The sequence below is a fragment of the Streptomyces sp. L-9-10 genome, assembly GCF_004151105.1.
Lineage (GTDB): Bacteria > Actinomycetota > Actinomycetes > Streptomycetales > Streptomycetaceae > Streptomyces.
Map to the genome: position 1 here is coordinate 209885 of NZ_PHRF01000035.1, position 23909 is coordinate 233793.

At 70.7% G+C, this 23909-nt stretch carries 22 protein-coding genes and 1 pseudogene; 7 read left to right on the top strand and 16 right to left on the bottom strand.

The features are described 5' to 3' along the window. Positions 1 to 8: 8 nt before the first annotated feature. Complete coding sequence (locus CU044_RS10230) at positions 9 to 326, bottom strand: DUF5955 family protein (RefSeq protein WP_129768171.1); 318 nt, start codon at positions 324 to 326, stop codon at positions 9 to 11. A gap of 188 nt (positions 327 to 514) precedes the next feature. Here CU044_RS10230 and CU044_RS10235 point away from each other — a divergent pair, with 188 nt between their 5' ends. Then, positions 515 to 1135: a nucleotidyltransferase family protein gene (locus tag CU044_RS10235; RefSeq protein WP_129768172.1), complete on the top strand. Its 621-nt coding sequence runs from the start codon at positions 515 to 517 to the stop codon at positions 1133 to 1135. 213 nt (positions 1136 to 1348) lie between these two features. Beyond that, the gene (gene aceB / locus CU044_RS10240) at positions 1349 to 2980 is read left to right on the top strand and encodes a malate synthase A (protein ID WP_129768173.1); all 1632 of its coding nucleotides are present in this window, start codon (positions 1349 to 1351) and stop codon (positions 2978 to 2980) included. Positions 2981 to 3046: 66 nt separating this feature from the next. Here the strand turns inward: aceB and CU044_RS10245 are convergent, their stop codons facing one another. The 6 genes from CU044_RS10245 to CU044_RS10270 all read right to left on the bottom strand — a co-directional run bounded on the left by CU044_RS10245 (position 3047) and on the right by CU044_RS10270 (position 9066). Then, positions 3047 to 3904: an ATP-binding cassette domain-containing protein gene (locus CU044_RS10245; RefSeq protein WP_129768174.1), complete on the bottom strand. Its 858-nt coding sequence runs from the start codon at positions 3902 to 3904 to the stop codon at positions 3047 to 3049. After that, positions 3901 to 4731, bottom strand: coding sequence for an ABC transporter ATP-binding protein (locus CU044_RS10250; protein WP_129768175.1), 831 nt, complete (start codon positions 4729 to 4731; stop codon positions 3901 to 3903). Before CU044_RS10250 ends, CU044_RS10245 begins: the two co-directional genes overlap by 4 nt. Beyond that, the gene (locus CU044_RS10255; protein WP_129768176.1) at positions 4728 to 5639 is read right to left on the bottom strand and encodes an ABC transporter permease; all 912 of its coding nucleotides are present in this window, start codon (positions 5637 to 5639) and stop codon (positions 4728 to 4730) included. Before CU044_RS10255 ends, CU044_RS10250 begins: the two co-directional genes overlap by 4 nt. Beyond that, positions 5636 to 6601, bottom strand: a complete 966-nt coding sequence (locus tag CU044_RS10260; RefSeq protein WP_129768177.1) for an ABC transporter permease — start codon at positions 6599 to 6601, stop codon at positions 5636 to 5638. Before CU044_RS10260 ends, CU044_RS10255 begins: the two co-directional genes overlap by 4 nt. A gap of 139 nt (positions 6602 to 6740) precedes the next feature. Continuing rightward, a complete protein-coding gene (locus CU044_RS10265) occupies positions 6741 to 8261 on the bottom strand; it encodes an ABC transporter substrate-binding protein (RefSeq protein WP_129768178.1) in 1521 nt (506 codons plus the stop codon). A 79-nt stretch (positions 8262 to 8340) separates the two neighbouring features. Next, positions 8341 to 9066 carry a DUF1684 domain-containing protein gene (locus tag CU044_RS10270; RefSeq protein ID WP_129768179.1) on the bottom strand — a complete coding sequence of 242 codons (726 nt, stop codon included), beginning with the start codon at positions 9064 to 9066 and terminating at the stop codon, positions 8341 to 8343. A gap of 181 nt (positions 9067 to 9247) precedes the next feature. Between CU044_RS10270 and CU044_RS10275 the strand changes: the two genes are divergently transcribed. Then, positions 9248 to 9904: a TIGR03086 family metal-binding protein gene (locus CU044_RS10275; RefSeq protein ID WP_129768180.1), complete on the top strand. Its 657-nt coding sequence runs from the start codon at positions 9248 to 9250 to the stop codon at positions 9902 to 9904. Between the two features lie 91 nt (positions 9905 to 9995). Here the strand turns inward: CU044_RS10275 and CU044_RS10280 are convergent, their stop codons facing one another. Continuing rightward, positions 9996 to 12218 (bottom strand): HEAT repeat domain-containing protein, encoded by a 2223-nt coding sequence (locus CU044_RS10280; protein WP_129768181.1) that lies wholly within the window; start codon positions 12216 to 12218, stop codon positions 9996 to 9998. Positions 12219 to 12426: 208 nt separating this feature from the next. Between CU044_RS10280 and CU044_RS10285 the strand changes: the two genes are divergently transcribed. Next, positions 12427 to 13290, top strand: a complete 864-nt coding sequence (locus CU044_RS10285) for a chitosanase (RefSeq protein ID WP_129768182.1) — start codon at positions 12427 to 12429, stop codon at positions 13288 to 13290. 88 nt (positions 13291 to 13378) lie between these two features. On the opposite strand, the gene CU044_RS10290 is transcribed toward CU044_RS10285, so the two are convergent. From CU044_RS10290 to CU044_RS10320, 7 genes and pseudogenes are all read right to left on the bottom strand, one after another. Further along, positions 13379 to 14806, bottom strand: a complete 1428-nt coding sequence (locus tag CU044_RS10290; RefSeq protein ID WP_240045475.1) for a nucleobase:cation symporter-2 family protein — start codon at positions 14804 to 14806, stop codon at positions 13379 to 13381. A gap of 258 nt (positions 14807 to 15064) precedes the next feature. After that, positions 15065 to 16441 (bottom strand): 8-oxoguanine deaminase, encoded by a 1377-nt coding sequence (locus CU044_RS10295; protein WP_129768183.1) that lies wholly within the window; start codon positions 16439 to 16441, stop codon positions 15065 to 15067. Positions 16442 to 16478: 37 nt separating this feature from the next. Then, a complete protein-coding gene (pucL, locus tag CU044_RS10300) occupies positions 16479 to 17435 on the bottom strand; it encodes a factor-independent urate hydroxylase (protein ID WP_129768184.1) in 957 nt (318 codons plus the stop codon). A 5-nt stretch (positions 17436 to 17440) separates the two neighbouring features. Continuing rightward, complete coding sequence (gene uraH, locus CU044_RS10305) at positions 17441 to 17833, bottom strand: hydroxyisourate hydrolase (protein WP_129768185.1); 393 nt, start codon at positions 17831 to 17833, stop codon at positions 17441 to 17443. After that, on the bottom strand, positions 17830 to 18345 hold the full coding sequence (gene uraD / locus CU044_RS10310; RefSeq protein ID WP_129768186.1) for a 2-oxo-4-hydroxy-4-carboxy-5-ureidoimidazoline decarboxylase: 516 nt from the start codon (positions 18343 to 18345) through the stop codon (positions 17830 to 17832). The genes uraH and uraD overlap by 4 nt, the downstream gene beginning before the upstream one ends. Before the next feature lie 107 nt (positions 18346 to 18452). Next, complete coding sequence (locus CU044_RS10315; RefSeq protein ID WP_129768187.1) at positions 18453 to 18854, bottom strand: helix-turn-helix domain-containing protein; 402 nt, start codon at positions 18852 to 18854, stop codon at positions 18453 to 18455. A gap of 110 nt (positions 18855 to 18964) precedes the next feature. Next, a pseudogene (locus CU044_RS10320) lies at positions 18965 to 19198 on the bottom strand (hypothetical protein); the annotation flags it as partial. 124 nt (positions 19199 to 19322) lie between these two features. Here CU044_RS10320 and CU044_RS10325 point away from each other — a divergent pair. The 3 genes from CU044_RS10325 (at position 19323) to CU044_RS10335 (ending at position 22004) form a co-directional block, all read left to right on the top strand. After that, entirely contained in the window at positions 19323 to 20171 is an 849-nt protein-coding gene (locus CU044_RS10325) for a TIM barrel protein (protein WP_129768189.1), read from the top strand. A gap of 98 nt (positions 20172 to 20269) precedes the next feature. Then, positions 20270 to 21160 carry a 2-hydroxy-3-oxopropionate reductase gene (locus tag CU044_RS10330; protein ID WP_129768190.1) on the top strand — a complete coding sequence of 297 codons (891 nt, stop codon included), beginning with the start codon at positions 20270 to 20272 and terminating at the stop codon, positions 21158 to 21160. 496 nt (positions 21161 to 21656) lie between these two features. Further along, positions 21657 to 22004: a hypothetical protein gene (locus CU044_RS10335; protein WP_129768191.1), complete on the top strand. Its 348-nt coding sequence runs from the start codon at positions 21657 to 21659 to the stop codon at positions 22002 to 22004. Between the two features lie 114 nt (positions 22005 to 22118). Here CU044_RS10335 and gcl read toward each other — a convergent pair whose 3' ends face one another. Beyond that, positions 22119 to 23888: a glyoxylate carboligase gene (gene gcl, locus CU044_RS10340; RefSeq protein ID WP_129768234.1), complete on the bottom strand. Its 1770-nt coding sequence runs from the start codon at positions 23886 to 23888 to the stop codon at positions 22119 to 22121. Positions 23889 to 23909: the final 21 nt, after the last annotated feature.

Here is a 23909-nt window from a genome sequence, read left to right on the forward strand (position 1 = left end):
GGGTTCCGTCAGTGCCCGCGGGGCGCGTCCCCGAAGAGATCGACCGCGGCCCGCACGCCCATCAGCGCCTGTCCCAGCGCGCTGACCGAACCGATCGAGCCCACGATCAGCAGCAGCGAACGGCGCATACGGGATGCCTCGGGGGCGCCGCTCGCCACCATCGCGGCAAGGGCCGCCAGCTCGTCCTCCGCGATGGCGCGGTCCCTGAACTCGGCCTGATATCCGGCCAGTTCACGCCTGAGCCGGGACACCGCGGCCCGCAGCTCCATGACCCTCGGGTCCTCGTCCTTCTCTGCCACCGGCGTCTGCCCCACGCTCCGCAACAAAGCTCTCCCCCTTGCGCCTCGCCCGCGCACGCCGCTGTGCCGGGCCCGTTCCTGTACCGCCGCACACCAAAAGGCCGACTCCTCGGACGGTGGTCAAGCGCCAAGGTTCGCGGGCAAGTTAACGCCATTACGCGCGGTACGCGCCACTCCACGGAGCGAAGTACGACGGATTGAGGTACGCAGTACTCATGCCAGGCACAGCGAAGGACACGAGCCCGCCTCCTCCCCCGGTCGCCGGGCTGCTGCTCGCCGCCGGCGGCGGGCGCAGGCTGGGGGGACGGCCCAAGGCGTTGCTGACGCATCGGGGGCGGCCGCTGGTCGAGCACGGCGCGCGCGCCCTGCGCGAGGGGGGATGCGGGCCGGTGCATGTGGTGCTGGGGGCGGCGGCGCGCGAGGTACGGAGCCGGGCCGATCTGCCGGGATACGTACTGGTCGACAATCCGCGGTGGGCCGAGGGCATGGGGTCCTCGCTGCGCGCGGGGCTCGCCTCGCTGGCGGGCACGGACGCGCAGGCGGTGGTGGTGCTGCTGGTGGACCAGCCGGGGATCGGCGCGGCGGCGGTGGCCCGGGTGGTGGGCGCGTACCGCACCCCGGATTCGCTCGCGGCGGCCTCGTACGACGGCGAGCGCGGCCATCCCGTGCTGTTCGGCGCCCGCCGGTGGGCGGAGATCGCGGCGGACGCGGAGGGTGATCGCGGTGCCCGCGCGTATCTGCGGGCACACGAGAACGAGATCGCGCGTGTGGAGTGCGGGGATGTCGCGCGGGCGTACGACATCGATACGGAGGAGGATCTGTCGCACCTGGAGTGAGGGCCATGGCACGCGGAGCCACGGTCTGTCGACCCGGAGAATCTCGACATCAACAAACCATTGAACTTCCACCATAAGGAAACTATTATCCACAGGCCAGAAGCGCCTTACCCGTCGAACGGCGCCCGCGACCGTCCCCCCACGCCTCGGCACTCCGTGCCGTCCTGGGCCGAACGGCGGTCCCAGGCACCGCCCGTGAAGGAGTGACAGCTCATGTCCGCACCAGCGCCCTCCCCGCTGGCCGTCGTCGATGCCGAACCGCTGCCCCGGCAGGACGAGGTACTCACCGAAGCGGCCCTCACCTTCGTGGCGGAGCTGCACCGGCGCTTCACCCCGCGCCGTGACGAGCTGCTGGCCCGCCGCGCCGAGCGCAGGGCCGAGATCGCCCGTACCTCCAGCCTGGACTTCCTGCCGGAGACGGCGGCGATCCGCGAGGACGACAGCTGGCGGGTCGCGCCGTCGCCGGCCGCGCTGGACGACCGCCGGGTGGAGATCACGGGTCCGACCGACCGGAAGATGACCATCAACGCGCTCAACTCCGGTGCGCGCGTCTGGCTCGCCGACTTCGAGGACGCCTCCGCCCCCACCTGGGAGAACGTGATCCTCGGCCAGCTCAATCTGAGCGACGCGTACCAGCGCCGTATCGACTTCACCGACCCGCGCTCCGGCAAGTCGTACGCCCTCAAGGACGCCGATCAGCTCGCGACCGTCGTGATGCGCCCGCGCGGCTGGCATCTGGCGGAGCGTCATCTCCAGCTTAACGGCGAGCAGGTGCCGGGCGCGCTGGTCGACTTCGGTCTGTACTTCTTCCACAACGCCAAGCGCCTGATCGAGCTGGGCAAGGGCCCGTACTTCTACCTGCCGAAGACGGAATCGTATCTGGAGGCCCGCCTCTGGAACGATGTCTTCGTCTTCGCCCAGGACTACGTGGGCATTCCGCGGGGGACCGTCCGCGCGACCGTGCTGATCGAGACGATCACCGCCGCGTACGAGATGGAGGAGATCCTCTACGAGCTGCGCGACCACGCCTCCGGGCTGAACGCGGGCCGCTGGGACTATCTCTTCTCGATCGTCAAGAACTTCCGGGACGGCGGCGCCAAGTTCGTGCTGCCGGACCGCAACGCGGTGACGATGACGGCCCCGTTCATGCGCGCGTACACCGAACTGCTCGTCCGCACCTGCCACAAGCGCGGCGCCCACGCGATCGGCGGCATGGCGGCCTTCATCCCGTCCCGGCACGACGCCGAGGTCAACAAGGTCGCCTTCGAGAAGGTCAAGGCCGACAAGGACCGCGAGGCGCACGACGGCTTCGACGGCTCCTGGGTCGCCCACCCCGATCTGGTCCCGATCGCCCTGGCCTCCTTCGACGCGGTCCTCGGCGACCGCCCGAACCAGAAGGACCGGCTGCGCGAGGACGTCTCCGTCGCCGCGGGCGATCTGATCGCCGTCGACTCGCTCGACGCGCGGCCCACGTACGAGGGCCTGCGCAACGCCGTCCAGGTCGGCATCCGCTATATCGAGGCGTGGCTGCGGGGCATGGGCGCCGTCGCGATCTTCAACCTGATGGAGGACGCGGCGACCGCCGAGATCTCCCGTTCGCAGATCTGGCAGTGGATCAACGCGGGCGTCGAGTTCGACCACGACGGCCGTACCGTACGCGCCACCCCGGAACTGGCCCGCACCCTCGCCGCCGACGAACTCGCCGCGATCCGCGCCGAGATCGGCGAGGAGGCCTTCACCGCCGGCCGCTGGCAGCAGGCCCACGATCTGCTGCTCACGGTCGCGCTCGACGACGACTACGCGGACTTCCTCACGCTCCCGGCGTACGAGCAACTGCGCGGCTGACGCCTCCCGGTGTACGGACCGCCCCCGGTGTCCCGCACGGCGCCGGGGGTGTGCGCGTGCCGGATCTCAGAGGGCCTCGGGGGACGGAAGCCTCGGTACGCTCGCGATCAGCCGCCGCGAGTACGGATGCGAGGGCGAGCCGAGGACCGACGTGGTGTCGCCCTGCTCCACGACCCGCCCGTTCTCCAGCACCGCCGTCCGCTCGCACAGCGCCGCCACCACCGACAGGTCGTGCGAGACCATCGCGATGGTCAGCCCCCGTGTCTCCTTCAGCTCGACGAGCAGGTCGACGATCCTGACGCGGGTGGTGACATCGAGCGCGCTGACCGGTTCGTCGGCGAGCAGCACGCGGGGCTCGCACACCGTGGCTCTGGCGATGGCGATGCGCTGGCGCTGGCCGCCGGAGAACTCGTGCGGATAGCGGCGGGCGGCGTCGGCGGGCAGGCCGACCGCCTCCAGCGCGGCGGCGACGCGCGGATCCTCCTCCCCGCGCGCCACCGGCCGGCTCAGACCGAGTGAGCGCAGCGGCTCCGCGACGATGCCGCTGACCCGCTGCCGGGGGTCGAGCGAGGAGTACGGGTCCTGGAACACGCTCTGTACGCCGCGCCGGAAGCGGCGCATCTGGTCGCGGTCGCGGAGCCTCAGCTCGTCCCCGTCGAACAGGATCCGCCCGCTCGTGGGGCGGGTGAGGCCGAGCAGCAGCCGCAGCAGCGTGGTCTTGCCCGCCCCGGACTCGCCGACCAGCCCGAGGCTGCGGCCCGCGGTGATGTCGAGGGAGACGTCGTGCAGGACGGGGGGCGCGCCCCGGTAGGCGAACCCCGCGTCCCGCGCGGCCAGGATCGCGGGGGCGGCGGCGGGGGCGGCGGTCCGGGGGCCCGGCGGCGGGGTGGCCGGCCCCGGGGTGCCCGGGATCGGAGTGGTCATCGGACGATCCGTTCCAGTGCGCTTTCGAGGTGCCGGGCGCTGTCCACCAGATCCCGGGTGTACGGGTGCCGGGGGCGCCGCACGATGTCGTCCACGCTGCCGGACTCGACGGCCGACCCGTCCTTGAGCACCAGGACGTGATCGGTGACGGACGAGACCACGGCCAGGTCGTGGCTGACGAACAGCAGCGCCATGTCCCGCTCGGCGACGAGCCCGTCCAGCAGCGCGAGCACCTCCGACTGGACGGTGACATCGAGGGCGGTGGTGGGCTCGTCCGCGATCAGCAGGGCCGGTTCGCAGGCCAGTGCCATGGCGAGCGCGACCCGCTGCCGCTGGCCGCCGGAGATCTCGTGCGGATAGGCGCGCGTGATCCGCTCGGGGTCGGGGAGCCGTACCTGATCGAGGGCGTCGGCCACGGCGCGGCGCAGCGCCGCTCCGCGCAGCCCGCGCCACCGGCGCAGCGGTTCGGCGAGCTGGCCGCCGATCCGCATCAGCGGGTCGAGCGCGGTGAGGGGCTCCTGGAAGACGGCGGTGGCGGCCCGGCCGCGCAGAGCCGTCAGCCGCTGCTCGGTCGCGCCGATGACTTCCGTACCCGGTGCGTCCGGGGCCGCCCTCAGGACGATGCTGCCCGAGGCGTTCATTCCGGAGGGCAGCAGGCCCAGCACGGCGAGCGCGGTGAGGGACTTGCCGGAGCCGGACTCGCCGACCAGCCCGAGCCGGGAGCCCGCGCCGACCGAGAACGTCAGGCCGGAGACCAGGGTCCGGCCCTGGCCGGTGCGGATCGTCAGTCCGTCGACGTCGAGCACCCGCGTATCGCGCGCGTTCATCGGCTCCTCCGCCGGGTGGGGTCGAGGGTGTCGCGCAGTCCGTCGGCGATCAGATTGACGCCCACGACCAACATGACCAGCAGTACTCCGGGGGCGATGACCCCGGTGGGTGCGGTGAACACGGTCGCCTGTGCTTCCTGGAGCATGCGCCCCCAGGACGCGTTCGGCGGCGGGGCGCCGAGCCCGAGGAACGACAGGCTCGCCTCGGCCATGACGGCGAGGCCGAACTGCTGGGCGAGGTTCACCACCAGGGTGGGCCAGATATTGGGCAGCACATGGCCGGTGATGACGCGGGGCCAGGAGGTGCCCGAGGTGCGTGCCGCCGTGATGTAGTCCCGCGCCAGGACCCGTTTGACCAGGATCCGGGTCAGCCGGGCCACCACGGCCGTCATCGCGAGCCCGATGGCGAGAATCGCGGAGCTGAGCGAGGCGGAGCGGGCCGCCACCATCAGCATCGCCAGCAGCAGGGTGGGGAAGGCGATCAGGACGTCCAGCAGGGTGGACAGCGTGTCGTCGAGCCATCGGGTGGCGAAGCCCGCGGCGAGACCGAAGCAGACACCGAGCACCGTTCCGATCGCGAGGGCGCCGAGTCCGGCCTCCAGCGCGATGCGCGCGCCGGTCATCAGCTGGGTCAGCAGATCGCGGCCGAGCTTGTCGGTGCCGAGCAGATGCGGCAGTCCGGGCGCCGCGAGCCGGCCGCCCGTCGTGTCGTCGGGGGCGTACGGGACCCAGAACAGCGAGACCAGCGCGGTGACGACGATCAGTCCGAGCAGGACGCAGCCGGCCACCAGGGCCGGGGAGCGCCGGGTACGGGTGGCCGGCTTCGCGCTCTGCGCGGCGGGCACGGCCGCCGGGGTGAGGTCCGTGGCCTCGCCGGGGCCGGGGGTCGGACCGGTCCGCTCGCTCATCGTGTGCCTCCCGACAGTCGGCCGCGCAGCCGGGGATCGATCAGCCGCTGCGCGAGATCGCTGAGGAACCCGATGACCAGGACCGCGAAGGTGCTCACGAAGAGGACCCCCTGGACCGTGGGGTAGTCGTGCTGGGCGACGGCCTGCGCGAGCAGGCTGCCCAGGCCCGGCAGCGCGAACACCGTCTCGACGACCACCGCCCCGAGCAGGGTGGTGGCGAGTTCGATCCCGAGGACGGAGACGACCGGCACCGCGCCGTTGCGCATGCCGTGCCGCCACATCGCCCGGTTGAAGGACGAGCCCAGGGCCCTGGCCGTACGCAGATAGTCGCTGTCGAGGACATCCAGCGCGGCGGACCGTACGTACCGGATGAGGGAGGCCGACATCACCAGCGCGACGGTGATCACCGGCAGGGCCAGCGAGGTGAGCGCCTCCCCCGGGCGCGCCCAGCCGTCCTGCGGAAAGCCTCCGGCGGGCAGCACCCCGAGGCGCAGTGCGAAGACGGTGATGAGGATCATCCCGATCCAGAAGACCGGTACGGCGATGCCCAGTTGGGAGATCCCGCTGATCAGCGTCCCGTACCAGGTGGCCGACCGGTGGGCCGCGATGAAGCCGACGGGGACGGCGATCACCACGGCCAGCAGGAAGGAGAGCAGCGTCAGCGGGACGGTGACATCGAGCCGGGAGGTGATCTCCGGGCCCACCGGGAGCGTGCTGACGAACGAGTTCCCCAGGTCGAAGGTGGCGAGCTGGTGGAGCCAGGTGACGAACTGTTCCGGTACGGGGCGGTCCGAGCCGATCTCGTGGCGGGCGGCGGCGATCTGCTCCGGGGTGGCGCCGACCGAGAGCAGGGAGTTCGCCGGGTCGCCGGGGAGCAGCCGCAGCAGCAGGAAGAGCACCACGCTGGCCAGGAACAGCGAGCCGGCCAGGAAGGCCAGCCGTCGCAGCAGGTAGGAGATCATCAGGCAGGGGGACCGATCGACGGAAGTGGGGATTCCGCGATGCGGGCCCGGAGTGAGGCGGCCGGGCCCGCACGGCGGGGGCGGAGCGTCAGCTCACGTGGAGTGTCGGCTCCGGTGACCTTCGGCTCGGGCGGGAGCGTCAGCTCTTCTTGATGCCGTAGGCGTGGAACTGCGAGTTGAGACCGTTGAGCGGGTAGCCCGACAGCGTGGTGTTGGCCACCACGATCTGCGGATAGAGGTAGAGCCAGTCGCTCGCCGCGTCCTCGGCGATCTGCCGGTTGGCCTTCTTCAGCAGGGCCGTCTGCGCGTCGGTGGTGTCCGACTGCTCGGCCTGCTCCACCCACTCGGTGACCTGCTTGTTGTCGTAGCCCCAGTAGAAGTCCGGGTTGCCGTACCAGACGACGTCCCGGTCGTTGACATGCTCCTGGAGCGTGGCGCTGAAGTCGCGGTTCTTGTAGACCTTGGTGTACCACTCGTCCGGCGTGATGATGTTGATGTCGACCTTGATACCGACCTTGGCCAGTTCCGACTTGATGAAGGTGGCGGCCGTCGGGTGCGGGTCGTAGTTGGGGGTGTCGAGCGTGAAGCGGAAGCCCTTGGGATAGCCGGCCTCGGCGAGCTGCTTCCTGGCGAGCGTCACGTCGTACGGGTTGACCTTGGTGAGGTCCTCGTACCAGGGGTCGGTGGGCGGGACCATCGAGCCGATCAGTGTGCCGTGGTCGCCCCAGACCGACTGGAGCAGCTTCTTGTTGTCGATCGCGGAGCTGACGGCCTTGCGCACCTTGACGTTGTCGAACGGCTTGACCCGGTCGTTGAAGGCCAGCAGCAGCTTGGTGGTCGAGTTGCCGTCGTTGACCTTGTAGTTCGGGTTGTTCTTGAACTGGTCGAGGGCGTCCGGGCTCTGCTCGCTGGTCACCACGTCCACGGCGTTGGTGAGCAGCGCGTTGTTGAGGGCGGTCGCGTCCTTGTAGTAGTGGAAGACAACCTTCGCGTTGGTCGCCGGCGTACCCCAGTACCCCGGGAAGCGCGCCAGGCTCAGCGCGGAGCCCCGGGTCCACTTGTCCAGTGTGTAGGGGCCGGTGCCGTCCTCCGAGGTCTTGAGGTCCTTGGCCGCGGAGTTGACCACCCACACATAGCTGAGGTTGTAGACGAAGGAGATCGACTTGGACGAGAGGGTCACCTTGACGGTGGACGGGTCCGGGGTCGTGATCGACTTGACCATGTCGAAGCTGCTCTTGCGCGCCGACTGCGAGTTCTCTGCGCGGACCTTCTCGATGCTGTACTTCACATCGGCGGAGGTGAGCGCCTTGCCCGAGTGGAACGTCACGCCGTCGCGCAGGGTGAAGGTGTACGTGAGGCCGTCCGGGCTGACGGTGTAGTCCTCGGCGAGCCGCTTCTCGGTCCTGCCGCTGTCGGTGAGGGTGAACAGCCCCTCGTAGACATTGCCGTTGAGCGCCTCGGTCACGCCCTGGCCGCCGCCTCCGGTGTTGTCCAGATTCTGCGGTTCGTAGAGCGAGCCGATACCGACGGTCGCGTTCTTGTCGTACGGGCCGGAGGGTGAATCGCTCGTCTTGTTGTCGGTCCCGGAGCCGCAGGCGGTGAGGGCGAGGGACAGGGTGACCACCAGGGTGCCGCCGAGCAGCGGTACGGACTTTCTCATGACTTCTTCTCCTGATCGACTGCCGGACGGGGTCCCCGGGGAGGGGTGGTGGGGTCCGGCCGTGGTGCCTCGGGTGTGCTCAGTTGACCGTGTAGCCGTCGCGGAAGACCGGAAGCTTCTCGCCCGCCTCGACGGGCAGGTGCAGCCGGTTCTGCCGCGGCGGCAGTGGACAGTTGTACTGAGCGGAGAATCCGCACGGCGGCACGAAGGCGTGGTTGAAGTCCAGTACGACCGTTTCGCCGCCCGGCTCGCGCGGGACGAACAGGAAGCGGCCGGCGCCGTAGGTGTCGCCGCCGTTCGTCGGGTCACCGAAGACCAGGAGGAGCGTCCCGTCGTCGTCGAAGGCCGACAGCGTGTAGTCCACACCGTCCAGTGTGACGTGGATATCGCCGGGGACAACCAGTTCGCGACTGCCTCCGCTGTCGCGCATGTGCTCGAACGGCACCCGGCGGTCGGTGGATACCGGGGTGAAGGTGGCCTCGATCACCCAGTCCGGATGGAAGGGATATGAGGCGATATGCGAGAAATGCCGGACGGCCGGAGCGTCCGCGTCCCAGAAGCGCAGCGCCTCTTCCGGTTCCCCGGTATGGAGGTTGGTCCGCCGGACGGTGGTGACGGTCACACCGTCCGGGACCACGGTCCTGGCGCGTTCCTCGGCGGCGTCCACTCCGGGATCCAGCCACCGGGTCTCCACCAGCGCCAAGTTGCCGACGGGGCCGGTCACGGCGGTCCGCCGCGCGGCGCGCCAGGCCTCCAGCGCCGCCTCGGCCTCCTGGGCCTCCTGAGAACGCGTATGCAGGGACATGCGGGACTCGCTCCGGTCTGACGGAAGGGTTCGATCCCGCGCGGCATCGCTGTGGGGTCTGGAACGACTGGATCGTACATACATAGGGTTATTTCCAGCCATGATTGACCATCCTTCGAGACAGGACGTCTCGAAGTGCTCCGCGGCGATGAGTTTCGGCGGCCGGGCCGGTCTCCCTCATATGGACACTCAGACAGAGATGGAGCCGTTCGACCTGGGGCCCGCGTGCCGCGAGGTCGCGCGGTTGCTGGGCGGTATCAAGGATGATCAGCTCTCCGGCCCGACACCCTGCCCCGACTACGCGGTACGCGAGGTGCTGGCGCATCTCGTCGGGCTGACGGTGGCGTTCCGCGACGCCGCGGCGAAGACGTCGGGGCCGACGACCGACACACCGCCGGACGCGGCCCTGCCCGTACTGCCGGACGACTGGCGCGAGGTGCTGCCCCGGCAGCTGGACGAGCTGGCCGAGTCCTGGCGTTCGCCCGCCGCATGGGAGGGCGCGACCCGGATCGGCGGGGTCGATCTTCCGGGTGCCGTGGCCGGGCTGGTGGCACTCAACGAAGTACAGATCCACGGCTGGGACCTGGCGCGGAGCACGGGGCAGCCGTACGCCCCCGCCGAGGCGTCGCTCCGGGCGTCGTTCGCGATGCTGACCCCGCCCGCGGTGGCCGGATCCGGCGGGCCCGGCGGAACCGACGCGGGCGACGCGGGCGACGACTCGGGCCAGGCTCCGGACGGGGTGTTCGGGCCGCCGGTCGACGTTCCCGAGGACGCCCCGCTGCTGGACCGGGTGGTCGGCCTGACCGGTCGCCGCCCCGACTGGCGGCCCGGGGAGTGAGCCGGGGCCGGCCGCCCGAGGGTCCGGGGGGGCTCTGCGGTCGGCCGGCCCGGAAGCGACGCCCTGGTCATCGGCGGGCCTCCGAGTGCGGTCAGTCGGTGGCCGGGGCGTCGGTGCGCCGGGAGGCGGTCGCGGTGCGCAGCAGTGCGCGGGCCTTCTCCTGGAAGCGCGCGTCCGAGGAGACCACGTCCGGTTCCGAGCCCGTGCACCACACCCGGTGGTCCCGTTCCGCCAGGCGCGCCAGCCGGTGGAGTTCGGGCTCCGTCAGGGATTCGGGGCCGAGGGCCGCGAGCGCTTCCAGGGCGCCCATCGGGTCCGCGTCGCGCTCGGCGCAGCGCAGCAGCGTGTCCGCGAGACGCACGCGGTGGGCGTGGTCCGCGTGGTGGGCACAGTCCGCCCGGTGGTGCGTGACGGCTCCGGTGGCGAGCAGGGCCCGAGCCATCGCCGGGGCCCGTTCGGGATCGGCCAGGCCCCGTTCCAGTGCGGGACGGAGCGCCGCCGCGGCCGGGCCGAGGCGGGCGGCGGCGCGGGCGGCGTTCACGGCTGTCCAGCGCATCCACTCGGTGTCCGTCGCCTCCAGGACGGCCGCGATCACCGGCAGCGCTTCCCCGGGATCACCGGTCACCCTCCACAGGGCCAGGGCGATGTCCAGGTCGGTGTCCAGGCGCGGCGCCGTCAGGCGATCGCCGTCCGTGCTGAGCGCCGCCCGCAGCCGCGGGACCAGTACGGCGGCGTCCTCGCCGAGATCGGCCGTGGCACGGGCGGCCTGCCGTACGCGATGGGTGTCGTCCGCGGCGAGTTCCGCGGCGAGGACGGTCAGCAGCGGTTCCGTGCCGCCGGTGACGGAGTCGCCGGCGAGGGAATGGAGCGCACGCGCGGCGGCGAACCGGCCCTGCTCGGGCCCCGATACGGCGGCCTCCGCCAGCGGTACGACGGCCCGCCCGGGGTCGACGGCCGCCAGCGCGGCGGGCACGAACACGGGGAACCTGCCCAGCGACGCGGCCAGTTCGGGGAAGGCGGGCGCGGCCCGCGCGCCCCAGGAGGCGAGCAGCCGGACGAGATGGATCGGCTCGTTCCCGTCGAGCTCCGGCGCGGTCAGCCTGGCCCTGGCGGCGGCCAGCAACTCCGGGTGGTACGGGAACGGCCCGTCGAGCCGGTCGTAGGGAAAGCCGCAGGCGGCCCCGAGGGCCGCGGGGCGCTCGGGCAGATCACGCGCGAGCAGCGGGGCGGCCAGCTCCGGGGCCACGCCGACCAGGGCCTTGAGCGCGCGGTCCGCCAGGCCCCGGGCAGGGCCCGCGTCGCCGCCGCCGGACGCGAGCGCCGCCAGCGCGGGCGCCGCGGCGGCGGCGTGCGGTCCGAGCTTGTCCAGGGCGCTGAGGGCGGGCCGCGCGGAGACCGGGTCGTCCAGCAGCGCGATCAGCGGGCTCGCGAGCCGGGCCGGGGCGCTCCGTGAGGCCAGGCACGCCTGTTCCGTCGCCCACAGGGCCTCCGCGCGGATGTCGTCGTCGGGGACGCGCAGCGCGAAGTCGAGCAGCGCGAACGCGGACTCGCGGTCCTCGGCGGTGTCGCGCTCCAGCAGTGCCTCGATGATGCGGTGGAGCGGTTCCGTCGTCTCCAGATCGAGGCGGCCGGCGACCAGTGGGTCGGCCGGCAGCAGGGACAGCACCGCCCGGTGGTGCGTCCCGGTCCAGGGCAGTCCCAGGTCCAGGGAGCCCAGGACCGCGGCGATCCGCAGCTCCGCCGGCTCCCCCGCCTCCAGCCCGGCGGTGACCATGGCCGCCGCCGGACCCGTGGGGTCGAGCAGCACCGCCCCGGCGAGCAACTCGGCCCGTACGAGGGGTTCTTCCTCCCGCTCCCAGCACCGCAGCAGCACCGGGAGAACCGGTGCCGTGGCACCTGTGCGCGACGCCGCCCAGACCGCCGCCTGCCGCACCGCCGGGTCCTCCGCGTCGACCAGCGGCAGGATCAGGGGCAGTTGGCCGGTGACGGCGGCCTGGCACTCGCCGGGCGGCGTGCCGTCGTAGACGCCCTCGCTCTCGGCTATCCCTCCGAGCAGGACCAGCAGGTCCCCGGCCCGTACCCCTGCGGCGGCCAGCCCGGCGAGATACGGCACGGCCCGCGCGGACGCCTCGTACACCGATCCCTGGTGGAGGATGCTGCTGTACAGCTCGCCCAGGGCCTCCGCCGCCTCTTCCTCGTCCGCGCCCGCCAGCGCCCGCAGCTGTTCGGGCAGGTCTTCGGCGCTGCCGTACGCGTGCTCCAGTTCCGCCCACGGCTGGGCGTCGAGATCGGCTAATACCTGTACGAGATCCATGGCCGGAATGCTGCCACGGGGGTCTGACAACGGCCTCCGGCCGGTGCTGCCCCGCAGTGCGCCACCGGGGACGGTATCGCCCCAAGTGACCGGCCCACACTCCTTCTTCACAGGCGGACGGGTATACGGCACCCCCTGGCTTTGGTAGGAAAGCTTCCTAACAGATACGCCCGCAGGAACTCTCCCCACTTCCCACCCTGGAGGTCAGGTGCCCACCCCCCGCATTCGCACCGTTCTGCTCGCGCTGACGCTGGTCGCGGTCCCCACCGCGTCCGTGGCCCACGCGGCAGCGGAGCCCCCCGCCGCCTCACCCGCAGCCGCCCCTGCCACCTCACCTGTCTTCGGCAGCGCCGTGGCGGCGGCCACCGGACTCGACGACCCGGCGAAGAAGGACATCGCCATGCGGATCGTCTCCAGCGCGGAGAACTCCTCGCTGGACTGGAAGGCGCAGTACGGCTACATCGAGGACATTGGCGACGGCCGCGGCTACACCGCGGGCATCATCGGATTCTGTTCCGGCACCGGCGACATGCTGGATCTCGTCGAGCTGTACACCCAGCGCAAGCCCGGCAACCCGCTCGCCGCCTACCTGCCCGCCCTGCGGGAGGTCGACGGCACCGACTCGCACGACGGTCTCGACCCGGGGTTCACCGCCGCCTGGAAGCAGGCGGCCAAGGACTCCGCGTTCAAGACCGCGCAGAACGACGAACGCGACCGGGTCTACTTCAACCCGGCCGTGAACCGGGGCAAGCAGGACGGCCTGGGCACGCTCGGGCAGTTCGCGTACTACGACGCCATCGTGATGCACGGCGACGGCGGCGACAGCACCAGCTTCGGCAACATCCGCAAGCGCGCGCTGGCCAAGGCGAAGACCCCGGCCCAGGGCGGTAACCAGACGACGTATCTGCACGCCTTCCTCGACGCCCGCGTCTGGGCGATGAAGCAGGAGGAGGCCCACGAGGACACCAGCCGGGTGGACACCGCGCAGCGCGTGTTCCTCGACAAGGGCAATCTGAACCTGGACCCGCCGCTCGACTGGAAGGTGTACGGCGACAGCTTCCACATCGGCTGACGAATCGTCAGGTCAGATTCTGTCTCTTGTCGGGCCGGCGCGGCGGGTACGGAACCGGGTCCACCGGCTCCGTACCCGCCGCCCGCGTTCATGTCAGCGTCTGAGCCACCGGCGCGGAATCCGGTGCGGGTTCCGGTGCCGCTTCCACTCGCTCGCCGTCCGGACTCCTCCTCGCTCCCAGGTGGTTGAAGGCCAGGTTCAGGACGATCGCCACCACGCATCCCGTGCTGATGCCCGAATCCAGCACCACCAGCAGGTCCTCGGGGAAGGCGTGGTAGAAGTCCGGCGCGGCGATCGGTATCAGCCCTATGCCCACGGCCGCCGCGACGATCAGCGCGTTCTCGCCCTTCTCCAGCGCGGCCGTGGCCAGGGTCTGGATGCCGCTCGCGGCGACGGAGCCGAACAGGACGATCCCCGCGCCGCCGAGCACGGGCAGCGGTACGAGCGCGATCACGGACGCCAGCACGGGACAGAGCCCGAGCAGCACCAGGATCCCGCCGCCCGCCGCGACCACGAAGCGGCTGCGGACCTTGGTCATCGCGACGAGACCGATGTTCTGCGCGAAGGCGCTGCACATGAAACCGTTGAACAGCGGGCTGATGGCGCTGCCGAGAGTGTCGGCGCGCAGGCCGCCCTCGATGGTCCGCTCGTCCGCGGGGCGTCCCACTATCCTGCCCAGCGCGAGCATGTCGGCGGTGGACTCCGTCATGCAGACGAGCATCACGACGCACATGGAGATGATGGCCGCGATCTCGAACTGCGGGGCGCCGAAGTGGAACGGCGCCGGGAAGCCGACGAGACCGGCGTCCTTGATCGCGTCGAGGCTGGTCATCCCCATCGGGATGGCGATGACCGTACCGATGACGAGACCGATGAGGATCGCGATCTGCTGGAGGAAGCCGCGCAGCAGCTTCCGCAGCACCAGCACGACGACCAGGGTGAGGGCGGCCATCCCTATGTTCCGCGTCGAACCGTAGTCGCCGGCTCCGGCGTCGCCGCCCTGGGACCAGTTGAAGGCGACCGGCAGCAGCGAGACACCTATCAGGGTGATGACGGTGCCGGTGACGACGGGCGGGAAGAAGCGGACGAGCTTCGAGAAGTACGGGGTGAGCAGAAAACCCAGCACACTGGCGACGATGATCGCGCCGAAGATCACGGCGAGTCCGTCGGCGCCCCGGTCCTTGCCGATGGCGATCATCGGGGTCACACCGGCGAAGGAGACGCCGTTGACGAAGGGGAGCCGGGCACCGATCTTCCAGAAGCCAAGCGTCTGGAGCAGGGTGGCTATTCCGGCGGTGAAGAGGCTCGCGCCCATCAGGAACGCGGTCTCTTTGGTGTCGAGGCCCACCGCGGGCCCCACGATCATGGGCGGGGCCACCACACCCGCGTACATCGCGGCCACATGCTGGAGGCCGCTGGTGAACATCCTGGCGGGCGGCAGCCTTTCGTCGACCGGATGCTTCCGGTGGGGATCGACGTCGGCTGCCCCGGCGGGCGGGGACTTCGGCGGGGACAGTGGCTCTGTTCGGGGTTCGGTCGGCACGGCGGTTCCTCCGGTCGGTGACGCGCCGGCGGTGGCGCGGGTATCAGGGAGGTGTTACGAGGTGGGTACACCTGTCTGCGCGTGCGGGCACAGGACACATGTCACCGTCCCGGGAGGTGAGGTACCGGCAGCTGCGGTACGACACCTCCCGGTCACGGCTGCCACGGACCCCGCTCGGGTCCATGGCCTCCGGTCGCGGGCCGTCCCCCACGACCGGACACTCCGGCGGGATCAGCCCTGTGCGGTGATCCGCGCGAGACGCCGGGCCTCGCTCCGTGTGTCACGGGCGATGGCGTCCTCGTCCACCGTGGTCAGATGGCTGTCCTCCACCACGGTCCTGCCGTTGACGAGAGAGAGTGTGACGGGGGCGGCGGCGCCGAAGATCAGCGCGGTCACCGGGTCCGCGATGGAGGCGTGGGCGAGGGTGTCCAGCTTCCACAGGACGAGGTCGGCCAGCTTCCCGGGCTCGATCGAGCCGATCTGGTCGGCGCGGCCGAGGACTTGAGCGCCACCGTACGTACCGAGGCGCAGCGCCTGGCGGGCGTTGAGCGCCGATTCGCCATGGGCGCTGAGGCGGTTGATGAGCAGCGCGTTGCGCAGTTCGGTGTGGAGTTCGCCCGACTCGTTGGAGGCGGTGCCGTCCACACCGAGGCCGACCGGGACGCCGGCCCTCAGCATGTCGGGGACCCGCGCGATCCCGGCGGCGAGCCGGGCGTTGGACGAGGGGCAGTGGGCGACGCCCGTGCCCGTACGGCCGAAGGCGGCGATGTCGGCGTCGTTCATATGGACGCAGTGGGCCATCCACACGTCGGAGCCGAGCCAGCCGGTCGACTCGAAGTAGTCGGTGGGCCCCATCCCGAACAGTTCCTTGCAGAACTGCTCCTCCTCCACCGTCTCGCTGCCGTGGGTGTGCAGTCTGACGCCTCTGCGGCGCGCCAGCTCCGCTCCCTGCTTGAGCAGTTCGGTGGTGACGGAGAACGGCGAGCACGGGGCCACCGCGATCTGGGTCATCGCGTCGAAGGAGGCGTCGTGGTGGGTGTCCACGGTCGCCTCGGTGGCGGCGAGCGCGCCGTCGAGGGACTCGACGGCGAAGTCCGGGGGCAGTCCGCCGTCCGAGACACCGCGGTCCATGGAGCCACGGGCGAGGGTGAACCGTACGCCCATCTCCGCGGCGGCCCCGATGATCGCGCCCGACAGATCGCCCGTACCGCGCGGATAGACGTAGTGGTGGTCCATCGCGGTGGTGACACCGCCGCGGACCATCATCGCCAGGGAGCCCTGCGCGGCGGTGCGCACCATCTGCTCGTCGAGCCGCGCCCACGTCGGGTAGAGCGCGACCAGCCAGTCGAACAGGTTGTGGTCGGTGGCGAGTCCGCGGGTGAGCCACTGGTAGAAGTGGTGGTGTGTGTTGACCAGGCCGGGGGTGACCAGATGGCCGGTGCCGTCGACACGGCGGGCCACGTTCTCCAGACGGGCCGGGGCCGGGCCCGCGCCGACCGACTCGATCCGGTGGTCCGCGACGACGACATGTCCCGAGGCGTACTCGGTGTCGTGCGCGTCCACCGTCGCGATGGCGCAGTTCTCGATGACGATGCGCGAAGCCGCCATGGCGGTTCCTCTTCCTGGGTTCGGGCCGGCAACGGGGTCAGAGGTTGGTCAGATCGACCGGGATCTGCGGCTCGGTTCCGTCCCGCAGGACAGTCGCCTCGATCAGTCCGTAGGGGCGGTCCGCCGCGAAGTAGACCTCGTTGTCGTTCTTCAGTCCGAACGGCGCCAGATCCACCAGGAAATGGTGCTTGTTCGGCAGCGAGAACCGGATCTCGTCGATCTCGCCGCGGTTGTCGATGATCCTCGAACCCATCTGGTACAGGGTCTGCTGGAGGGAGAGCGAGTAGGTCTCGGCGAAGGCCCGGAGCATGTGCTTCCTGGCCTGCTCGTAGGACTTCTCCCAGTCCGGCGTGCGCGCGTCGTCGCTCGACCAGTTGTAACGCCACCTGGCGGACACCTCGGTCGCGAGAATACGGTCGTGCGCCTCTTTGAGCGTTGTGTACTTGTCCTTGACGTAGCCCCGGAATTCGGAGTGGGTCGAGTTCATCACGGTCAGATCCTTCAGACCCGAGATGACCTGCCAGCGCTCGCCGTCGAAGGTGATCTGGGCGAGCCGGGTCTCCTGGCCCTTGCGGACGAAGGAGTGCTTGGCCTCGTCGGCGCCGGTGAACCCGGAGTTGGCGTCCGGCGTGTCCGACGTCCCGATGCGCTCCCAGGAGTACTCCTCGATCCGGATACGTGCCCGCTTGATCGGTTCCTGGCTGGTGACGAAGTGCCGGGCGAGATGGATTCCGAACTGCTCGGCCGATTCGACGCCGTGTTCCTTGGCGAACGCGTAGACCGTGTTCTTGGTGGTGTCCGTCGGCAGCACATGCGCGTTGGAACCGGAGTGGTGGACGTCCTCCATCTCGCCGGAGAGCGCGACGGAGACGTTGAGGTCCTTGATGTGGTGGGTGTCGCCGTCCCGCGTGATCTTGACGACGCGGTTCTCCGCCTTGCCGTACTGGTTCTGTCCGAGCATCACAGGGCGGCTCGGGCGGGACTGATCGGTCATGTCTGCTAGCTCCCTCGGTATACGGAGTAGCCGAACGGGTTGAGCAGCAGCGGTACGTGATAGTGCTCGCCGGGAACGACGGCGAAGGCGATCGCCACTTCCGGGAAGAACACACCGCTGTCCCTTGCGCGGGGGGCGTCCTGCTGCGCCTCGGCTTCTTGCTTGCTGATGAAGTACGCCTCGGTCTCGAAGTCGAGACGTACCTGTGTGGTGCCTTCCGGCAGGGCCGGCAGGTCCTTGCAGCGCCCGTCGCCGTCGGTACGCGAACCACCGAGCGTCTCCCAGCGCGCGCCGGGGCCGCCGCGGGCCGCGAGCGAGATGGTGACGCCCTTCGCGGGGCGTCCGATGCTGGTGTCCAGGATGTGCGTGGACACCGAGGCGGTGGTGGCGGTGCTCATGAGTCGTCGTCCTCCGCTACGAGACGGGTCAGCCGGATCCGGTTGATCTTGCCGAGTTCGGTGCGCACGATCGCACGCTCCCGTTCCGGTGTGTGGCCCATCCGGGTCTTCAGCGCGTCGCGCAGCTGCTCACCGGTGGCGCCGGTGGCGCAGATCAGGAAGACATGTCCGAACCGCTCCTGGTAGGCCAGGTTGAGTGCGAGCATCTCGGCCTTCAGCGCTTCCGGGGCACCGGCCATCCCCCGTTGTTCACGGGCGGAGGCCGGGTCTCCCGGCTTCGGCCGGCCGATCGGCGGGTGTCCCGCCATCGCCTCGGCCAGATCCGCGCCGTCCAGCGCCACCGTCGCGGTGTCGCTGGCGGCGAGGAGAGCGTTCAGGCCGGTGTACGGGCGGCGGGCGAGGAGTTGGGTCCCCCACACCCGGCTGGCGCACACCTCGTGCAGTGCGGCCAGAGCCACGCTGTCGGGCGAGGTGTTGAACCGGGTGAGGCCCGGTTGCGGTGTCGACGTCACGGGAGCCTCCGTGGCTGTGCTGGGCGGGCTTCGCATAGCTAACGCCCTCGGCAACACCGCGTCAACACTTTGTTGAAATCTCGTATACGAAAACCCGGCGCCGGGTCCTACTCGCCCCCGGCCGTGCTTTCCCGCGCACTTTCGCGCGCGTTTTCCCTGTTCAGGTAGTTGTAGACGGTGAAGCGGCTGACCCCGAGGGCGCTCGCCACCGTCTCGACGCCGTGCCGTACGGAGAAGGCACCGCGCGCCTCCAGTATCCGGACGACCGACTGCTTGGACTTGCGGTCCAGCTCGGCGAGCGGCATGCCGTGCCGGCGTTCCAGCGCGGCCAGGATGTGGTCCAGGGAGTCGGACAGCTGGGGCAGCCGCACGGCGAGCAGTTCCTCACCCTCCCAGGCGAGTACGACATCGTCGGGCTGGGCCTCGCCGGGCGCCATCAGCTCGCCGCCCATGGCGTCGACCAGCGGCTTGACCGCCGCGACGAAGGGGTGGTCCAGCGGCTCGGCCATCAGCCGTTCTCCCCGTGCCCGGCCGCGGGGCCGTGCCCGGCCACAGGGTCATCCCCGGCCACACGACCACTCCCGGCCACACCACCGCTCCCGATCACATGACCGCTCTCGATCACATTGACCTGGAGGGAGACCCGGGTCGCCCCGGCGGCCAGCGAACGGCGCAGCAGCGCGTCCACCGCGCCCAGCACCGCGTCCGCGCCGCCTTCCGCCGTATTGCCGAACGGGCCGACGTCCACGGCGTCCAGCTCGGCACCCTGGACGACCTCCCGGGCCACCAGCGCGTGGGCGGGCGCCTCGTCCAGGTCGAAGGGCTCGGTCGTGAACTCCACTCTCAATCGCACGCGCTCAACCTACTGCGCGGGCGGCGAATTCCGGGAGCCCTCTTGACAGCCCCCGAGCCACCCGGGCAGTCTTCCATCAAGCAGAAGATAACTTCCGCAATACGGAAGGAGCGCCTGACTCCTCATGGCCCCTCTCCTCACGAACGGGCGCGGCACCGAGCAGCGCTTCGATGTGAACCTGTCCATCCTCTTCACCGAACTCCCGCTGCTGGAGCGCCCCGCCGCCGCGGCGGCGGCCGGCTTCGACGCGGTGGAGCTGTGGTGGCCCTGGACCGACACCCCCACCCCGCCACAGGCCGAGCTCGACGCCCTGGAGAAGGCGCTCGACGACGCGGGCACGCGGCTGGTGGGGCTGAACTTCTACGCCGGACAGCTGCCCGGCCCGGACCGCGGGGCGCTCTCGGTGCCCGGCGAGGAGTCCGACCGGTTCGTCGCCAATATCGAGGTCGCGGCCGACTTCGCGGCCGCCACCGGCTGCAAGGCCCTCAACGCGCTGTACGGCAACCGTGTCGAGGGCGTCGATCCGCGGGCGCAGGACGAGCTGGCCCTGGAGAACCTCGTACGGGCGGCCCACGCGGCCGACCGGGTCGGGGCGATCCTGCTGATCGAGGCGCTCAACAAGCCGGAGTCCCCTCTCTACCCCCTGGTGAGCGCTCCCTCCGCGGTCGAGGTCGTGGACCGGGTCAACGCGGCCACCGGTCTCGGCAACGCCGCGTTCCTGCTCGATCTCTACCACCTGTCGATGAACGGCGAGGACCTGAACGAGGTCATCGACCGTTATGCCGAGAGGACCGGCCACGTACAGATCGCGGACAACCCGGGCCGTGGTGCGCCGGGTACCGGATCGCTGCCGCTCGGAGATCTCCTCGGCCGGCTGCGCAAGGCCGGGTACACCGGCTGGGTCGGCCTGGAGTACAAGCCGGGCGACCGGCCGAGCGCCGAGTCCTTCGACTGGCTCGCCGCGGGGGCCTGACCGGCCCGACAGGGCCCGGGTTCCCGACCGCCGGCCCGCCAACCGACCGTATTCACGCGCGTGTTGCGATGTGCGCGGGTATCGAAAGAGGCACCCTGATGAGTAATCTCCCCACGATCGCGTGGATCGGTCTCGGCATCATGGGCTCCCCCATGTCCGAGAACCTGATCAAGGCCGGCTACTCCGTGACCGGCTTCACGCTGGAGCGGGACAAGCTGGACCGGCTGGCCGCGGCCGGTGGTACGGCCGCGGGCTCGATCGCCGAGGCCGTACGGGACGCCGATGTGATCGTCACGATGGTGCCCGCCTCCCCGCAGGTCGAGGCCATCGCGTACGGAGAGAACGGCATCCTCGCGAACGCCCGGTCCGGCGCGCTGCTGATCGACATGTCGTCCATCACCCCGCGGACATCGGTGGACCTGGCGAAGAACGCGGCCGAGAAGGGCATCCGTGTGCTGGACGCCCCGGTCTCCGGCGGCGAGGCGGGCGCCGTCGAGGCGGTCCTCTCCATCATGGTCGGCGGTGAACGGGCCGACTTCGACGAGGCCGAGCCGCTGCTGGAGGCGCTCGGCAAGACCATCGTGCTGTGCGGGCCGCACGGCTCGGGCCAGACGGTGAAGGCCGCCAACCAGCTGATCGTGGCCGTGAACATCCAGGCGTGCGCCGAGGCCGTGGTCTTCCTGGAGAAGTCCGGCGTGGACCTCGCCGCCGCGCTGGACGTCCTCAACGGCGGGCTGGCCGGTTCGACCGTGCTGACCCGCAAGAAGGACAACTTCCTCAACCGCGACTTCAAGCCCGGATTCCGGATCGATCTGCACCACAAGGACATGGGCATCGTCACCGACGCCGCCCGCAATGTGGGCGCCGCGCTCCCCGTGGGCGCCATGGTGGCCCAACTCGTCGCCTCCCTGCGCGCGCAGGGCGACGGCGGGCTCGACCACTCCGCGCTGCTGCGCTCGGTCGAGCGCCTCTCCGGCGCCGACGTCTGAGCCCGGCCGGTCCGGCCGCCGGGGCTCCACGGCTTTCCGGCTCCCCTTGATCTCCGGGCAGCGGTGGCGCTGACACCTGTCCTGTCGCGCCCAAGCGTCGCCGCCGCCCGGAACCCATCCCCCGGCGCCCGCGAGACGGACCGGGGGTACGGCCGGCGCGCCGAGGACGCGGTCCGCACAGCGCGCGAGGACCGACAAGCCACGCACGGGAGATGACGGGAGGTCAGCTCCCGTGCGTCGTCCCGTACCACCGGCCCCGTATGAGGGGTGGCCGGCGGTACGGGCAGCGAAAGGACCGCGGCGGCGCGCGAGCCAGTGCGGTGGTGAAGGGAACGGCGGTTCTTCCCGGCCTGAGGGAAGGGCCGCGCGTCTCCCGTCGCCGCCGCCGCGGTCCTGACCTCCCTGCCCCTCAACACCCCGCGCGCAGCGTGGAGTACGGACGATTCCCGTGCTCCACGCTCTTTCGCGTGCCCGGTGCCGGGCGGACACTGGGGCTGTGAAGACACTGTGGCGGAGGGCCGCTCCCGTGCTCGCCGTGTCGGGGATCGGGGCGTTCGTCATCGGGGTCGGCTCCGCCGTTTCCGGCGCGGGGCCTTCCGGACTGGTCTGGCTCGGCGTCCTCGGGGGCGTGCTGTTGATGGTGATGAGCGGAGTCACCACGGACGCGGAACCGACGGGACCGGACGCCGGTGCCGGAGCCGGGGAGAGCGGCCACAGCTGGTGGGCCGACGGCTCCGCGAGCGCGCACTCCTCGGGCGCGAAGGAACCGGAGCCGAAGGGGAAGTCCGGGCCGGACTCCGGCGGCTGCGGGGGCTGCGGCGGATGCGGGGGCTGTGGCGGGTGACCGGCCGCCCGAACCGGCCCGTACGGGGCGGTCACCACGGGGCGGCTGACGCGGCAGAGGGCCTCGGCACCGGATCGCTCCGGTGCCGAGGCCCTCGCTGCCGCCGGGTCAGGGTCAGGTCAGCGGCAGGATCTCCGTGGGCGCGTGCCACGGCTCGGTGGCGAGGCCCTCGAACTCGTTCACGCTCGCGATGTCGCTGCCGCTCATCGCGATATTCGTGACGCGTTCGAGGATCGCCTCGACGATCACGGGCACACGGAACTCGGCGGCCAGCTTCTTGGCCTGTTCGAAGGCCGGCAGCAGCTGGTCGGGCTCGGTGACCCGGATCGCCTTGCAGCCCAGGCCCTCGGCGACCTTCACATGGTCGACGCCGTAGACGCCCAGCTCAGGTGAGTTGAGGTTCTCGAACTCCAGGTTGACCTGGAAGTCGATGTCGAAGTTGCGCTGCGCCTGGCGGATCAGGCCCAGATACGAGTTGTTCACCAGCACGTGCACATACGGGATGCGGTGCTGCGCGCCGACCGCCAGCTCTTCGAGCATGAACTGGAAGTCGTAGTCGCCGGAGAGCGCGACGACCGTGGCCTCGGGGTCGGCGGTGGCCACCCCCAGCGCGGCGGGGATGGTCCAGCCGAGCGGGCCGGCCTGGCCGCAGTTGATCCAGTGGCGCGGCTTGTAGACGTGCAGCATCTGCGCGCCGGCGATCTGGGAGAGGCCGATGGTGGTGACGTACCGGGTCTCGGGACCGAACGCGCGGTTCATCTCCTCGTACACGCGCTGCGGCTTGAGCGGCACGTTGTCGAAGTGGGTACGCCGGTGCAACGTGGCCTTGCGTTCCCGCGCGGAGGCGGCCCACGCGGTGCGGTCGGGCAGTTCGCCCGCGGCCTTCAGTTCCTTCGCCACCTCGACGAAGAGCGTGAGCGCGGCCCCGGCGTCCGAGGCGATGCCGTAGTCAGGGGCGAAGATCTTGCCGATCTGGGTGGGCTCGATGTCGACATGGACGAAGGTGCGTCCGCGCGTATAGACGTCGAGCTTGCCCGTGTGGCGGTTGGCCCAGCGGTTGCCGATGCCGAGGACGAAGTCGGACTCCAGGAACGTGGCGTTGCCGTAGCGGTGCGAGGTCTGGAGCCCCACCATGCCGGCGTTCAGCTCGTGGTCGTCGGCGATGGCGCCCCAGCCCATCAGGGTCGGCACGACCGGCGTGCCGGTGAGTTCGGCGAACTCGACCAGCAGGCCGGAGGCGTCGGCGTTGATGACACCGCCCCCGGCGACGATCAGCGGGCGCTCGGACGCGTTCAGCATCCTGACGGCCTTCTCGACCTGCGCGCGCGTGGCGGCCGGCCGGAAGACCGGCAGCGGCTCGTAGGTCTCGGGGTCGAACTCGATCTCGGTGAGCTGGACATCGATCGGCAGGTCGATGAGGACCGGCCCGGGGCGTCCGGAGCGCATGAGGTGGAAGGCCTGCTGGAAGACGCCGGGGACCTGCGCGGCCTCCAGGACGGTCGTCGCGGCCTTGGTGACCGGCCGCGCGATCGAGGCGATGTCGACGGCCTGGAAGTCCTCCTTGTGGATCACCGCGGTCGGCGCCTGGCCGGTGATGCAGAGGATCGGGATGGAGTCGCCGATCGCGGAGTACAGGCCGGTGATCATGTCGGTGCCCGCGGGCCCGGACGTACCGACGCAGACGCCGATGTTGCCCGGGTGCGTACGGGTGTAGCCCTCGGCCATGTGCGAGGCGCCCTCGACGTGGCGGGCGAGCGTGTGATGCACCCCGCCCGCGGCCTTGAGGGCGGCGTAGAAGGGGTTGATCGCGGCGCCCGGCACACCGAACGCGTTGCTGACGCCTTCGCGCTTGAGGATCTCAACTGCCGCTCGGGCAGCGGTCATTCGAGGCATGAAGTGCTCCTG